This is a genomic window from Enterococcus sp. 2201sp1_2201st1_C11_2201SCRN_220225 (assembly GCF_040925905.1).
Lineage (GTDB): Bacteria > Bacillota > Bacilli > Lactobacillales > Enterococcaceae > Enterococcus_C > Enterococcus_C asini_A.
This window is the reverse complement of record NZ_JBCOJC010000011.1, coordinates 37,543-52,433: the sequence shown is the minus strand read 5'-3', so window position 1 is coordinate 52,433 and position 14,891 is coordinate 37,543. Positions and strand designations below refer to the sequence as shown.

The following is a 14,891-nucleotide window of genomic DNA, read 5'->3' as shown; positions in this document are numbered from 1 at the left end:
GTCCTAAAAGTTGGCGCACATCATAATGAATGTCATCCGGATTGCCAAAATAAGAAAGCACTTGGTCAATGGTGTGGCAACCGTGGCCGTATAAATAACTGGATTCCACTGAAAAATCCGTGTTCTCAGGAATCTCTGGTCGATAGTAATCAAAGTGCATTTCCAGCTCCAATAAATCCCCTAAACGACCGGATTCAATCACTTTTTGTACCGTCAAAAAGTCAGAATCAAAGCGGCGATTTTGATAAGCTTGCAAGAACAAGCCTTTTTCTTTGGCTAAAGCAAAAAGTTCTTGGGCTTCTTCTAAAGTTTCTGTAAAAGGTTTTTCCACTAAGGTATTTTTCCCAGCCAAAAGACATTGTTTGGCCAGTTCATAATGACTGGCTACCGGCGTACAAATCGCCACCAATTGAATTTCTGAATCATTTAACACTTCGTTAAGATCCTGGGTGTATTCTGCCCCTTTAACCGGCGCCCAGGTGTCTGTTTTTCTGCGAGCATAGATTTTTTTCACATTGATTTTGCCTGTTTTCAAAGCAAAAGGCACGTGGTAGCGGTTGGTGCTTTTCCCGTTACCGATATAAGCCATGTTAAGCATGAAATTCCTCCTCTAAATCAGATAACTTTATTATATGAAAAAATTCGCAACAAAACAGCCTTTTTGCTTGATAAAATAAAATTATGACCGGAGAATTTCCGCTTATTTTCTTGTCCTCATTGCCCAAAAAGACTAGAATAAAAGAAAAACAGGAGGATTTCCATGGCCATCTTTCGTAAACCTACATTAGCTGAACCCTTTGAAAACTTCGTAGCTGCTTTGATTAGCCACTTAAACCAAAAAACGGGAGAAAGCATGTCATTATGTTCTTTAAATGAACTGGCTCGCAGCCAAAGCATTTATACCTATGCTTATTTTGGTACATTGGGCTTTCAAAAAGAAAACTTAAAACCAGCTGAAGAAGTGCTAGTTGCTAAAGAACTCAGGGGTTTAAAAGAAATCACTCAAAAAGAATGGCAGGCGGAATTTAGCGCAAGTAATCCAAAAAAATCCCTTTTAGCTGCCTATCTTTCCAGCAAAGATCGTTATTTTAATTTGTATGTCACCCCTACTAATTTTCAAATTACCGCAAAACTAGCGGAAGATATTTTGCCAGAGACGAAAGTTTACCAAAAAGATGAAGCCGGCCCTTTTGTCTTAGATACTATGAAAGAACTGCTCTATTGCACCTACCGCTTGGATTTGGCTTTGCATCCTAAACTTGAGGAAAATCATCTTGCGGAAGAAAAAATCGCGCCAGAATTGACCTTGCCGCCAGTGCGGGCCTTGCTTTTGGCTATCGAAAATCAGCAAATGGGTGAGCTGGAAATTCAATATTTGTTCACTTGGCTTTTGCAGTACAGCGCCACGATTACCGCCACCAGCACCTTGTACGCCTCCTATTCTCAAGCAGATTTACCGGCTGAAGTCTTGGAAAAAACCGCACCTTTAGTCAAAAAATTAGTGACAGAAATCACCACATTTCCTCAGACGCTGGATACAAACGCCACTGATTCTTTACAGATCAGCAACCAATTATTAACACAGATCCCCGAGCTATTTGCGGAAGCCCAAGAAAAAATGGCCGCATTAAATGCCAAATTAAAAGACGGCAACCAAGAAGATTCCTAGTCACTTTTCACAAATTCATTGGAGTATTTGTCACTTCCAGGGCATTTTATTTCTCATTTTTCACAAAGAATGCTACACTGCTTATGTATATAAGGCGTGTTTTTTGAAAATTTCACGCACCTAGGAGGAAAAATGATGAACAAAGAAGAATTGATTCAAAAAGTAAAAGATTTAATCGGCGAAGGCAATGTAGAAAAGGCACAACAATTTGTAGAAGACCACAAAGACGAACTTGGGGATTACGCTGAAAAAGCCAAAGACCTAATCACCAATTTCAATCCTGATGACTTTGCAAAACAAGCCAAAGATATGGTTGATGACGCCAAAGCAGCCGCTGGCGAATCTGATGGTATCGTAGACAAAATCAAAGACTTATTCGGCAAAAACTAATTTTCGTTGCTACAACTCCCTACTGCTTACTAGCGGCAGGGAGTTTTTTGTATAGGCGATTATACAAAAAAAGGGGATGTGACATAAGTAACTAATAAACAAAAAATAGTGAACGTTTTGATTTTAAGTCAAATAAATGTACGTTTGAAAATTAATCGTGAAGAAGTCGTGTTTCAGTCCGTAGAAGAAACATTACCATACGTGTTCAGAGAAAAAGTGAATTACGGTGACTTAGCTTGATGAAATCAAGGTTAGTCACCGTTTGAAATTTTTAGAAATGAAAAGACGAGACTCTTCCTATGTTCCTTCATGAAAGAGTCTCGTCTTTTGCTTTCGTCTCACGTATAGTAATGTTCGGTTCGGAGGACTGGAATACGACTTTTGTCACAGCACCTTCAACGCTTAACTTCACACTTGCCAGGACAATTGGTAATCAGGCAATCCAACATTTGCAATAGGCTCCGGCTTTTCTTCCGTAAAGACAAAGCGCAGACGATTGGGATAAACATAGACGATCAAGTGGGTCTTTTTCAAATCGGTCACTTGGTAAATCTGCTCGGTGTTGAACTGGTCTTTGAAAAGCTCTTTTAACGCCACTTCCAAACCAGCATTGATAAAAGGATTCAACATACTATGCCCTCCTTTGCCAAAAGCAACACTTTTCTTTATTATACCCCGATTTAAAGGGAAAATGTCGGGTTTAAGCCTTGTAAATTGGAGTAAATTGTACTCATAAGCGTGAAAAATCCACCAAAGCTTTTTAAACTATCCACTGTCCTATCGATTTTTCCGTGCTTCAGCTTGTTTCCGTAATTTTTTCTGGGCTTTTTTCGATCCACGGTCGATGTCTTTTTGAAATTTTCGCTCATGGAAATCGGTAAATAAGCTTTCCAAATCGTAATCTGCAGGATATAAAACCGTGGCGGCTGTAACTAATTTTAAGCGTCGCAACGGAACTTCTCGGAACGCTTTATCCAAATAAACCCGTGCCATCTCTTGTTCTAATTCCTCATAAAACAAGGCCTTTTCCTTAGTTTCCGTTAAGAGCACCCTGTCGCCTTTTGCAAAAATCAGCGTGCTCTCGTTTTGGCTTTCCGTGCTCTTGGCAACCTTAGCTGAAGTCTTTTTGCGCATTTTTAATTGAACTTGTTGCAACTCATAGGCTTCTCCTGCTAAATACCCTTGGGCTCGTTGCAAGACAGATTCCGGCAATGCTTTTTCTTTGGCAATCCAAAAGGCATTACTAGCGCCAACTTGATCCATTAACAGTTGGTATTTCGGCTTTAAATTTACCTCATCAAAGGCCATGGCGGCGGTGCGGAAATCGGGATGGGCCAAAGCGAAGTCTTTAATTTCCCCGTAATGGGTGGTAGCAATCACCAAGGCTCCTTTTAAATACAGCTCTTCCATAATGGCAATCCCCAAAGCCGCACCTTCTTTAGGCTCCGTGCCACTACCAATTTCATCTAAGAGCACCAAGCTGGCCGGTTTTGTTTGCCTTAAAATCTGCGCCACATTGTCCATATGTGCCGAAAAAGTGGAAAGCGCATTGTCCAGATTTTGTTGATCGCCAATGTCGATAAAAATTTCCTGTAAAATCGGCACTTGGCTATTACCCCCGTGTTTTAATAAAATCCCAGAAGCCGCACACAAACAGGCTAAGGCGACGGTTTTCAAGACCAGTGTCTTCCCGCCGGCGTTAGGTCCGGTGATAATCAAGCCACGAGACTTTTCTCCTAGACTTACCGTTAGAGGTACCGCTTGTAGGCCTAATAAAGGATGGTACAAATGATCCAAATGCAGCACTTCTTGGTCATTGACGGCCACGGGTTTTCCTTCAATGCGCCGAGAATACTTACCCCGGGCAAAAATAATATCCAGCTCTCCAATAATCTCCCGGCTATAGCCGATTTCCGTTAATTTATCAGCAATCAACCCGGTCAGTCCTGCTAAAATTTGGTAGATTTCCCCAGTTTCTTCTCCTCGAGCTAAAATCAGAGCATCGTTATTTTTACTCACCCCAGTAGGTTCGATAAAAACGGTGGTACCGCGACTGGAACGTTCGATAATCGTCCCGTTAATTTTAGACTGAAACTCAGCTTTTACCGGCAAAGTTTGGCGTCCTTCTTTTTCAATCACTAAGCGATCTTGTAAGTATTTCGCCGTGGTAGGATTTTTCAAGTGCTTTTCTAAGGTTTGATTAATCCCAGACTCCAACTTGTGAATCCGGCTGCGCACTTTTCGCAACCCCCGCGAGCTCTCATCTTTGACGTGAGCGCCATTGATGGCTTGTGTAATCGCCTCACAGACTTCGGTGAAATCTCCCAGCCCGGCTGTATAGCGGTGCAAGGTGGGTGTCTGGTATTGATTTTTTTCAAATAATTGCTTAATCAAGCGAAAACTCCGAAGAAAATCACTGTACTCCGTCAATTCCCCGGCCTCTAAAACCATCCCCCGCTCAATTTTTGAGGTCAAATGTTCAATGGTCCGCATGCCCATAAAAGGTACGTGTTGCCCAGAGCTTAGGAGCACCATGGCTTCTTTTGTTTCGGTTAAACGCTTTTGGGCTGTCTGTAAATTATTCGTTGGCCTGCGGTTGTCAAAATCTTTTTTGGCAAAATCACTGATTATATTGCCTTTAATTTCTGCTATAATCTGGTCAAAACCAGTTTCTTCATAAATAGGGATCATCTTTTGCTTTCCTTTCTTCAGGCAAGCTGTAAAACCCGACTTCGTTTCAGAATGGTGGTGATTATTTTCAGAGGGTGTTTTTTTATCCGACTTGTTACGTTATTCTATCTTAGCTTTTCATCTAAGAGCATCCAGCACAAGGGTAAAAAAATGCACAAAAAAGGAGACAAAACGAGCCTGTCTCCTTACATCACTGAAATAATCAAATCGCTCAGGTATCTACAGGCATGCCAAATAAAACTGTCTATTTGGCTTCAATTGCTAAGTTAGATACCGACTACACTCACAAAACATCCTACTTTCTTCTGAAACGATTTTCAAAAATAGTGTACACTATTTAACTGTCCTTTTCAAGTCTAGTGTAAGTCCGAAAAATCATGCTCCACCACTTCTTGCAAATGAAATTGCTCTTGCTCAGAATCAAAGTCAAAGCGTAAAATACCACAATTAGTCAAACGCTTTAACGAAGGAATCTCTGTAGTATGCTCCCACAAGCGCATAAAAGCCCGAATTGCCGCTGCATGGGCCACCACCAAAATTTGCTGGCCTGCCGTTTCTTTCGCAATTTTTAGCATAGCAGCATTGAAACGCTCTTGGACTTCGGTTTCTCCTTCGCCTTCAAAGGTTTTGAAAAAATCCCCATAAGGTTGCGGTGGGTTTAAAAATTCATCTTGACCTTCATAGCGGCCAAAGTTCCATTCTTTCAAGCCTTTCAAACGCGTATAGGGTTGCGTTGTAATGATTTCTAGAGTATCACTGGCCCGCTCTGCCGTGGAGCAAAAGGCCTCATCAAAAGTAATCTCGTTATTTTTAAAATATTCCTTAGCCACTAATGCTTGCTGAGTCCCTAATTGGGTCAATGGGGAATCGCACCACCCTTGTTTTTTATGCAGACGATTAAATAATGTCTCCCCGTGGCGCATTAAATAGATGGTTGTCATTGTCCACCACTCCTTTTGTCCATTGTACCAAAATTAGCCAAAAGCGCCTCTATTTAGTCTGGAGTTAAAAGTGAAAGTGGGAATAAGGCGATTAAAGTCCTCTCTGGCACCCATTTTTCTAAAACTTCCTCTATTGGGCTCGGTTGTAAATCCAGTCCAACTCGTCCTCACTCACAGCAAAACGCGGATCTAGACGAAAACGGTTGGGGGCAATTAAATACATCTCCCGCTGATTAGCAAGCCACATTTCCCGGTCGGAACGTTCTTTAAGGCGGACTTTATCTTCCTGATTCTCTGAGGAAAAATGCAATTCCCTTTGTGCTGGCGATAGGTTTTCCATTGCCTGGGAGTTTTTTCTCCTTGCTGACTGCTCACGGACCCTCCCCGCTGACTGGCCGGAACCTTCGGGACCCGTCCCAGCGACTTGTGAAAAATTAACGGAATGATTGGTAAGAAACTGCTCGTTTTTCAGTTGAGGTTCTTCGGCGCACAACAAATCCCATTGATCCTCTCCTGTAGATAAACCTTGTTTTCCTTGAAAAGCATCCTCAGAAATCGACGCTTGCGGCTGACTTTCTGCTAATTTCTGAGAAGGGTGCCCCAAGTCAGCGCTCTGGTCTAACTCTGAATTTGCTGTTGCGATTTGCGCTGTACTTGCAGGCTGAGATTCTAGGAAATCCGGCTGAAAGGCACTTTTTTTAGGTGTATCGGCATAGCTATCGGTCTTTGACGCCAACTTGTCATCAAGCTTTTTCTTACAGACCTGCTTCTTTTCTGTTGACGTTATCAGTTCGATCCGCGGTTCATCCGTTAAATCCACCACCACATATTCTTTCACCAAGCGACGGACTTTGCGCTTTCGAGTCGCCGCCAAAAAGCGCGCTTGAATTCCTGACGACGTCAAAATCCCTTGGGTTTCTAGGAGTTCTCCATCAAAAAAGCCCACTTGTGCCGCTTTTGCTACGACTTTTTCCACCACATCTTCGGTCAAATACAACTCCATCGCCGTTAAAAAGCACAATTCCTCATCCCATTTTTCATAATAACCGTGATCTCGGTAAATCAAACTCAGCAAATACACCAAAATCCCCACTGCTTCCATCCCGCAAGCCATGCGCACCCGCCGCACTTTTACATCCCCTAAAAAATTCACATCTACAGGAAAATAATCTAAGCCTTGTTTTAATGGTCGTACCATGTCAATCCCTCCGCTCTTTTAGCTTTCACTATTAACACGAATAAAACTAGCGTTATGTCAAAGAGTAAAATAAATTCTAATTATATTTTAATCAAAACAAGTCGCTGGCCGCCTGTCGCCTTGTTTTTCACGCTTGCTTATTATTATGCCTAGTATAGATATGGCAGGCGGCGACGAGCCTTTTCTTTTCTTTTCTTTACTTTACTTTCACTTTTCTTTACTTTGGCGATTATGGACGTCCATAACCCCGCAATCCTGTTCTTAATGGGAATAACCAAGAACAAACTAGTTTTCAGCCGCAAGTAATTGCCAGCAATCCTTCATATTCTCTTCACAACTCTTCATCAAAACTCCTAGTAAATTCCTTAGGAGCTTAAAGAGTCTTTTGTAGACTAAAGTCGTGGATGAACACGGAGTTTTACTTTTACGGTATCCAGCAAGTGGCTAGATACTTTATAAAAGATGCAGGTTCGAGTCCTGCCATCCACTTAATTGGTTATACATTGAGTGACAAAATATGATTGCAACGCTTTTTAGAACGGTTTTAAGAAAACTGCGATTTGTTCATTTTTATGGGCCAAAAAATGATTTTTCTAAAAAATAAATATTGCGAGTTGAGATTTTCTAGGAGCCTGATGGGCTTCTTTTTTATTTAAAATACATCTCCTCATTAACATATAGCTCCTATCAAATGCTCACACTCGATTCGATGTCTCTTAAAAAATACGGTGGTTTGCTGATTTGATAAACTTATTACTCTCAATCCGTATTGATATGCTACACTTTAATTATCAAGATGAATTGAGGTGTAGCTATGAAAAAGTGGTTAGGATTTATAATGATTGGGGTTATGTTTCTAATTGCAGGGTGTGGCTCGGCGATTTCCACTGAGGATTTAAAGGCAAATGATTGGTTGGTTGATTCAAAAGATGATGAAACGCCTAACATGATTATCTCTTTCTCAGATCATGTTATGTCTTTCAAAGTAGATACTTCTACTATTAAATCATCAGCTGACGATGAATGGGAAGCAATGGGCGAAGAATTAGCTAAGCAAATATTTGATCAAATGAACTATAAGCTAGAATACGAATTGAACAAGGATGAAATGAAAGTTCAAGATGGCGAGGACAGCGAAGAATATATTTACTACAAAGTAACGAAGGAAGATAAAAATATAGTCTTAACTCCTAATAAAGAAAAAAAATCTGATGATGACCAGGAAATACTAGTCTTACAACCTCATGAAAAAGTTAAAGAAGATTCTACTGAACAATCCAGCATTAGCACAGAAGCCGAAAATAACCAGAATACTGCGAGTACCTCTACCGAAGAATTGAACTATTCCCAACAAACAACATTCTCTAATGGAAAATTAGAAACTCCTCAATTTACTCTTACCATTGATAAGACTCAAGTAAGTAAAGATGCTACGGCTAATGAGGACGGCCTGATCATTTGGTACACTGTCGAAAATAAATCTAATACCAATCTGATTCCAGAAGAGTTATTAGGAAATCTTTCATTTAAACAACGTGACGAAACATCCGAATATGATATTCCCACTGACTATAACGGATTCAATTCAGCAGAAGGATTATTCCCAATGTACAACGAGGACGGAACATCAATTGAAGATATCGACAAATACAATGAAGCTATTCAAAAACAAAATGAGTTCTCTGAGACATTCGAGAAAAAAGCCTATTCCGAATTATTGCCAGGCGCGACGGTTCAAGTTGTAGAGGGCGTTCTCCTCCATAATACAGAATATCCGGTCACAGTAACTCTACAAGACTTTTTATTAGGAGAAAGCGGTGTAAATACTTCTGAAGAATACACTATCAATTTGACTAATTCGGCCACAGAGAACTCAATTTCTGAAACCTCAGTAAGCGAAGCCACTATTATTGTGAATAATGAGGAAGATGCAAAAAATGCTATTATGAACAAGTATAAATTTACAGATGATAGCGTGCTAATCACACCTTGGGGCATGGTTGAAAATGACTATCTATTTAAAGGGCGGGATAAGAAAATGATGGAAGATGGTGGTAGTGGAACAATTGGTTTCTTCCGTGTCACCCCTCAAGGAGAAGTATTCGATACTGATCCACAAGGAAATAGATATTAATATAGTTGCAACAACGCCAAGAAATCTAGCATTTTGGCTTTTAGCTCCTTAATCACAGGTTAATGCTTATCTCACAGATCTATATTACCGTGAATACTATTCGATAAATAAAAAACGCAAACAACATAAAAAGGCCGGTGCTGAGAACACCGACCAAATAACCTCATTTCTGAGATCCACAAGACAATTATATCAAAGAAACGGGGAATGAAAATGAAAAAAATGGTCGCACTGTTTGTTGTCCTGTTAACTACACTATCTCTTTCTGCGTGTGGTAAGAACAAAACTGAACCAAAGGAAGAAAAGGTGTATGATGAAGAGTTTGTTCAAACTCTCTCAAAAGCACTGCACGATCGCTGGACGTATCAAGAAACTGATGAGTATTTAGAGCTTCAAGAAAAAAATGAAGCCGATGCTTTAATTTCTGCTACTGAGAATGAGTTGAAGCCTATTCAAGATGAAGATTACCCTAACAAGAAATTTACAGATTCTAAGTTAAAAGAATTAGCAATTTCATATGAAAATCTTCTAAGCGATTCAGTCAATGAACTAAAAAAAGCAAGCTCTACAACGTTCCTTGATAAATTTAACGAATTGTATACAGAAAGAACAAAGTTACTCGTAGAAATAAACGAACTCAAAAAAATTCCTTTTGAAGGTGATGATAAGGATAATTTCCAAGAATTGTTAAACAGCGGAAATGAGTTCAAAGAACAAGAAGCTTTTGATACCAAATTAGAAGTACTGTTGTCAACTATTCAGTTCAATCAAAAGCCTCAAGAATATGAAAATTCATGGAAAGAATACGAAGCAATTGTAGAAAATAATACTGGAACAGCTATAAAAAGCTTCTCTGCTAATATTTACCTCGAGGACGCAACAGGTACTCGAATTGATACACAATACATCAATGCTTCAGATTGGGCAGCCGGTCAAAAAGTGACCTTTGGCTTCACAACAGACAAAGAATTTTCAAAAGTTACAATTTCCAAAAATTATATTGAATTAGTAAACTAAAACTTTTAGAAAAACAGATATGATGTGAACACCGTCAACCCTGATTACAGAAGAAAAATTAGCACTACAAAAAATACGAGAAACAATAACAATATCCAAGATTCTTTCATGAAGAAAGTTATGCAGCGCTAACGTAATCGCGGATGGTCGTGGGATGATATTTTTACAATCGACTTTAGCTGTGATATATCAATATTTCTAGAAATCGGTTTTGTTTTTGACAAATATTTTCTCAATAGCTTTTTAAATAACAAAAAACAGGCATCCTTTTCACAAGATGTCTGTTTTGTTATGCTTATTATTTTTACAGTTTTGCCATGGCTTTCTCCAGTGGCTCCCAATCCCAAGGTTTTGGCTGGTCAATGACTTCTACAATCGCTGCCAGCTCTCCATTAGGATTTTTCTTTCCTTGTTTGTACATGGCTTTCATCAAAGTTCGCTGAGGAAAACTAAGTTCTTCTAAAACCAAGGTTCCCTGTAGCATGAGATGCTCTGTCACTACAAAATCAGCTTTACTTTGGGCTTTGGTTACTGCTTCTTGTCGCAATTTTTTTGTTTCTGCCAACTCGGGGTCCATAAGCCCTACCATCACCATCGTCATATGTTGTGCTTTGGCTAACTCTTTGGCTACTTTTTCTAAGCCAAGAATTTGTCCAGCATAGATACTTCCCACATAGATAACTTCTTGATTTGCGGTCAAGTTTGGACTTCTTTATAAGAAACTACCGGATACCCTTTTACTTCGCCGATTTTTCTAGCTACCGCCTCCGCTTTGCCGGACTTACTAGCATAAATAACAACTTTCTCCATTTTTCACCTGCTTTTCACTATTTTAAAATATGTTTTTCTTAACAGTTAAAACTCGTTTTCTGACATTGCTCTCTTACTTCTTTTCCACCTGTGCTACTTTCCAACGGGTAATTTCCCCGATTAACTCATAGGGAATTTCCTGACTGTAGGGAAATTGCACCGCGCCTTTACTGGTTTTATAGTCAGTTAATTGGTTGGCAAAATGACTGATCGCTTCCGGGGTAGGATAAAAACCTAGATGATGTTTGAAATTAGCAAAGTGCACCACGTTTTCTCCTTGCCAAAACGTGGGCATCCCATAACTAATTTTTTCGATTGCTTCAGGTGCCCCTTGACGAATCAACTGGCGCACTTTCGTCAAAATCTCTTGGCGGGCTAAAGGTTGAGCGTGAAGATAAGCGTCCACAGCTTTTGCTCCAGCTTTGAGTTCTGCGGCTGTCGGTGTTTTCTTAGTCTTTTTAACGTTTTTCTTTACTGGTAACACCCCATTTTGCTTGGGCATCTTCGGGTCTCGTTCTTGAATGGTTACTTGAATAGTATCTCCAGCTTGTTTGCCAATAGCCGCCCGAATGTCTTTACGTAAGCCGATAATATGCCCCGGAGTTTTCATCCGCACCAGACTGCCATCATAGGCAAAGCCATCAAACGTTGCCGTCACTGCTACTCGCCCTTTGCCAAATTCTTTTTTCACATCAAAGGGAAATTCGATATACGCCCCATCCAAATCCGGCACTTTTTTAATCACCGCTTCAAACTTATAAATTTTCGGATTCATCTTATGCCTCCTTACTGTTATATTACCTAACAATTTCTTCCTCTTAAGCATAACAAAATCTCCTGGAATCCCCTAGTAAAAAGAAGACACAGCTCCAACGACTAATGAACTCAGACTAGATCTTTGAATAGAAAATGCCTGTCAATCCAATAGGAATTCACAGGCATAACTTTCCTTATCGTAAAATATCAATCAAATCTTTCTTCGCTGCTTCTGATGCCGGCATCACGGAAAAGACTAGACCAATCCCGGTAGAAACGCCCACGGCTAATAAAACGGTAAATAAATCCACCGATACTGAAATATTCACAAAGCCACCGATGATATAAGCCAGCGCCATGCCTAAAAGATAGCCCACCACGCCACCGATTAAGGTCAAGGTCATCCCTTCTAGGAGAAATTGCAGTCGAATCGCCCCCCGCGTTGCTCCTAATGCTCGGCGAATTCCGATTTCTTTGGTGCGCTCGGATACGGAAATGTACATCATATTCATCACGCCCACACCGGCAATAAACAAGGAAATTCCCGCTACCGCCCCGATAAAGTAGGTAATGGTGCTTAAAACCTGGCCTACACCTTCTGTTAACAAAGCGGTATCAAAGACTTGGTACTCCCCTTGGTCTTTTTGGGAGCCATTTTCCTCTAAGGTATCGATTGCCTCCGTGGTGACATCCCCGGGGTTAACGCCGTCTTCTAGCGTCAGTTGCAAGGTGCTTTGGTCTTGAGTTTGACTTTGATAATGCGCGTAAGCTTTTCGTGGCACTAAAATATTGGACTCCGGCATAGAAAACATACTGGATTGCTCCGTGCCTTCAAAGACTCCTACGATTTGAAAGAGTTGCCCTTCTAGCTCCAAGCCTTGATTTAGCGCTTTTTCTGAAGAACCAAAAAGGGCTTCGGCGGTGATGGAGTCAATCATCGTCACTCGGTTTAAGACCTCGTTGTCGTATTTTGTCAAAGCTCGCCCGACTAGCGGTTCTTTTTTACTTTGGGAAACCACTTTGATTTCTTTATTGACCTTTTTATTTTTTATTGGCAACTCCACATAATAAGTGTCCGTCTCATATTGCAAATAGTCAGCTTTCTTGACTCCTTGGATATTTTCGACCAGTTGCAAATCTTGGTCATTGAAAAAATTCACATTGGCCTCATACATCATATTGTCACTGGGGGTGTATTGGACTTCCACTGTGACTTCTTCGGAATCGCTTTGGGTGATGCTTTTAATCGTATCCCGCTCAAAGCCACGGCCAATAGACAAAATAGCAATCACCGCCGCAATCCCAATGACAATGCCGAACATAGTCAGCAGACTGCGCTTTTTATTTTTTAGAATTGCTCGTAGTGAGGAACGCCAATTAATCATTAATTTCATAAGGCAGTCAGCTCCTTATCTTCTATAATAGCGCCATCGCGAATGCTGATGAGCCGACTGCAATAAGGAACTACCTCGGGATCATGGGTGACCAGTAAAATCGTGGTGCCGTCACTTTGATTTAAGTCGTGAAACAAGCTCATGATTTCTTCTGAGGTTTGCGTATCCAAAGCGCCGGTAGGTTCATCGGCAATCACAAATTTCGGCTGATTGACTAATGCTCGAGCAATGGCCACCCGCTGTTGTTGCCCGCCGGAAAGTTGCTTCGGATATTTGTCGGCTTTATCTGCGATGCCCACTTTTTCCAAAACCGCCATGACTTGTTTTTTCGTTTGGTGAAAGCCGTAGCCCCCATAAAGTAGCGGCAGTTCCACATTTTCGTACACTGTGTTGTTTTCAATCAAACTAAAATTTTGAAAGACAAAACCTACTACTTGATTGCGAATTTGGGACAGGCGATTGTCAGCAGAAGTCACCAAGTTCTCCCCTTCAAAAAGGTATTCTCCGCTAAACTTCGTATCAATAAAGCCCAAAACATTGATCAACGTGGATTTACCGGAACCAGAAGGCCCCATAATTGCCACCATTTCTCCTGCATCCACATGGACATTAATATCCTTTAATACGTGGAGGCTTTCATCGGCGGAACGATAGTATTTATTGATCTTGCGTAAATCAATCATCAGCCCACCGCCACTTCTTGTCCATCTTTCAGGTCTTTGTCAGGATTTGTCACAATTTGATCTTTTTCATTTAAGCCTTCTGTCACAATCAAGAGGCCATTTTTTTCAAGGACGGTGACAGCTTGTTTGTGGGCTTTGCCTGATTTAACCACATAAACAAATCGTTTTTCCCCGTCTTTTACCAGACTTTTTGAAGGAATCCGCAGTTCATCTAGGGGCAATGTGATTTGCACCGTATAACCATATTGCAAGTCTTTTGCGGGCTTCACTGAAAAACGATAGCTGGCACTGGTGGTACTTGTGCCACTATCTGCTCCTTGGGCAGTTGTAGTCTCAGGTAATTTATCCACTTGAAGGATGGTACCGTCGATTTTTTCGTCTCCATTAGTAGGCTGGATGGTGACTTTTTGTTCGGCTTGCAAGCGCTCATAGTCGTATTCCGATACACTAGCTTCAATCACCGTCGTCGGGCTGACAATGGTCACCACTGGCACCGTGGGATCACTTTTGCCTTTTTCATTGATATAAGCCATGCCTTTCATGCCGGCTGTAATAGTATGGGTAACTTTGCCCCGGATTTTTTCCGTCATTTCATTGGCAGAAGTCAAATCCAGATTAGCTGATTCCAGTGCTTGTTGGGCTTGCAGGACCATTTCTTTTTGGCTTTTGACTCCTTCATTTAGCGAATCAACTTGAGCCAAAAGTTCTTGTTTTTTCAGCTTGCCTTCTTCGGTGGTCTCTTCTTGGGCATTGGCTTTGTCCACCGCCTCATTATAGGCTTTAATTGCTTCATTTTGTTTTTCGTAAGCTAAGTCTAAGGATTCTTGGGCGTTTTGAACTGCCAGATTGGCCCGAGCCAAGCTTTGGTCTTGCTCGTCGGCTTGTTCTTGCACCGTACTGTTTTCATAGCTCAATAATACGGTTTCGTTGCTGACTTCTTGGGCATTGCTCACCCCAATATTCGTAATCGTCCCCAGGCTTTGATCGTAGTAAAATTCTTGGGTTTTCTCCGCCTTGACACTGCCTTTAAACAACAACGGCGCAGCTTTTTCCACTTTCGTCGTTTCATAGGTAGCTTCGGTTTCTGTCTTTTCTTTAGGACGATTGGCAAAAACGGTCACCCCGATTAAAAGAGCTAAAACCAAAATTCCCCCAATAATACTCAAACGAATCTGCTGTTTTTTTGATAATTTTTTCATAACGTCTCC

General features: G+C 40.9%; 14 protein-coding genes and 1 pseudogene. 4 read left to right on the top strand and 11 right to left on the bottom strand.

Annotation, left to right across the window (positions count from 1 at the left end):
• Nucleotides 1-598: Gfo/Idh/MocA family oxidoreductase (locus AB5754_RS04760; RefSeq protein ID WP_368259488.1), on the bottom strand; the 598-nt coding region annotated here is incomplete at its 3' end.
• Between the two features lie 162 nt (nucleotides 599-760).
• On the opposite strand from AB5754_RS04760, the gene AB5754_RS04755 reads away from it, so the two are divergent.
• On the top strand, nucleotides 761-1,669 hold the full coding sequence (locus tag AB5754_RS04755; RefSeq protein WP_368259487.1) for a hypothetical protein: 909 nt from the start codon (nucleotides 761-763) through the stop codon (nucleotides 1,667-1,669).
• Between the two features lie 135 nt (nucleotides 1,670-1,804).
• The gene (locus AB5754_RS04750; protein WP_311834591.1) at nucleotides 1,805-2,059 is read left to right on the top strand and encodes a hypothetical protein; all 255 of its coding nucleotides are present in this window, start codon (nucleotides 1,805-1,807) and stop codon (nucleotides 2,057-2,059) included.
• Between the two features lie 408 nt (nucleotides 2,060-2,467).
• On the opposite strand, the gene AB5754_RS04745 is transcribed toward AB5754_RS04750, so the two are convergent.
• The 4 genes from AB5754_RS04745 to AB5754_RS04730 form a co-directional block, all read right to left on the bottom strand.
• A complete protein-coding gene (locus tag AB5754_RS04745) occupies nucleotides 2,468-2,689 on the bottom strand; it encodes a hypothetical protein (protein ID WP_368251729.1) in 222 nt (73 codons plus the stop codon).
• Between the two features lie 147 nt (nucleotides 2,690-2,836).
• Nucleotides 2,837-4,750 (bottom strand): endonuclease MutS2, encoded by a 1,914-nt coding sequence (locus AB5754_RS04740; RefSeq protein ID WP_368259486.1) that lies wholly within the window; start codon nucleotides 4,748-4,750, stop codon nucleotides 2,837-2,839.
• 356 nt (nucleotides 4,751-5,106) lie between these two features.
• Nucleotides 5,107-5,691 (bottom strand): histidine phosphatase family protein, encoded by a 585-nt coding sequence (locus AB5754_RS04735; RefSeq protein WP_368251727.1) that lies wholly within the window; start codon nucleotides 5,689-5,691, stop codon nucleotides 5,107-5,109.
• Between the two features lie 130 nt (nucleotides 5,692-5,821).
• Nucleotides 5,822-6,889, bottom strand: a complete 1,068-nt coding sequence (locus tag AB5754_RS04730) for a DUF4373 domain-containing protein (protein WP_368251726.1) — start codon at nucleotides 6,887-6,889, stop codon at nucleotides 5,822-5,824.
• Nucleotides 6,890-7,703: 814 nt separating this feature from the next.
• Between AB5754_RS04730 and AB5754_RS04725 the strand changes: the two genes are divergently transcribed.
• Entirely contained in the window at nucleotides 7,704-9,023 is a 1,320-nt protein-coding gene (locus tag AB5754_RS04725) for a hypothetical protein (RefSeq protein WP_368251725.1), read from the top strand.
• Nucleotides 9,024-9,236: 213 nt separating this feature from the next.
• Nucleotides 9,237-10,040 (top strand): FxLYD domain-containing protein, encoded by an 804-nt coding sequence (locus AB5754_RS04720; RefSeq protein ID WP_368251724.1) that lies wholly within the window; start codon nucleotides 9,237-9,239, stop codon nucleotides 10,038-10,040.
• 304 nt (nucleotides 10,041-10,344) lie between these two features.
• Here AB5754_RS04720 and AB5754_RS04715 read toward each other — a convergent pair whose 3' ends face one another.
• The 6 genes and pseudogenes from AB5754_RS04715 to AB5754_RS04690 all read right to left on the bottom strand — a co-directional run bounded on the left by AB5754_RS04715 (nucleotide 10,345) and on the right by AB5754_RS04690 (nucleotide 14,882).
• Nucleotides 10,345-10,740: a hypothetical protein gene (locus AB5754_RS04715; RefSeq protein WP_368251723.1), complete on the bottom strand. Its 396-nt coding sequence runs from the start codon at nucleotides 10,738-10,740 to the stop codon at nucleotides 10,345-10,347.
• 183 nt (nucleotides 10,741-10,923) lie between these two features.
• On the bottom strand, nucleotides 10,924-11,256 hold the full coding sequence (locus tag AB5754_RS04710; protein WP_368251730.1) for an iron chaperone: 333 nt from the start codon (nucleotides 11,254-11,256) through the stop codon (nucleotides 10,924-10,926).
• Between the two features lie 105 nt (nucleotides 11,257-11,361).
• A pseudogene (locus tag AB5754_RS04705) lies at nucleotides 11,362-11,625 on the bottom strand (DUF1905 domain-containing protein); the annotation flags it as partial.
• A gap of 175 nt (nucleotides 11,626-11,800) precedes the next feature.
• On the bottom strand, nucleotides 11,801-13,000 hold the full coding sequence (locus tag AB5754_RS04700; RefSeq protein WP_368251721.1) for an ABC transporter permease: 1,200 nt from the start codon (nucleotides 12,998-13,000) through the stop codon (nucleotides 11,801-11,803).
• Nucleotides 12,997-13,683 (bottom strand): ABC transporter ATP-binding protein, encoded by a 687-nt coding sequence (locus tag AB5754_RS04695; protein ID WP_368251719.1) that lies wholly within the window; start codon nucleotides 13,681-13,683, stop codon nucleotides 12,997-12,999. The genes AB5754_RS04700 and AB5754_RS04695 overlap by 4 nt, the downstream gene beginning before the upstream one ends.
• Complete coding sequence (locus tag AB5754_RS04690) at nucleotides 13,683-14,882, bottom strand: efflux RND transporter periplasmic adaptor subunit (protein WP_368251718.1); 1,200 nt, start codon at nucleotides 14,880-14,882, stop codon at nucleotides 13,683-13,685. The genes AB5754_RS04695 and AB5754_RS04690 overlap by 1 nt, the downstream gene beginning before the upstream one ends.
• Between the last annotated feature and the right edge of the window lie 9 nt (nucleotides 14,883-14,891).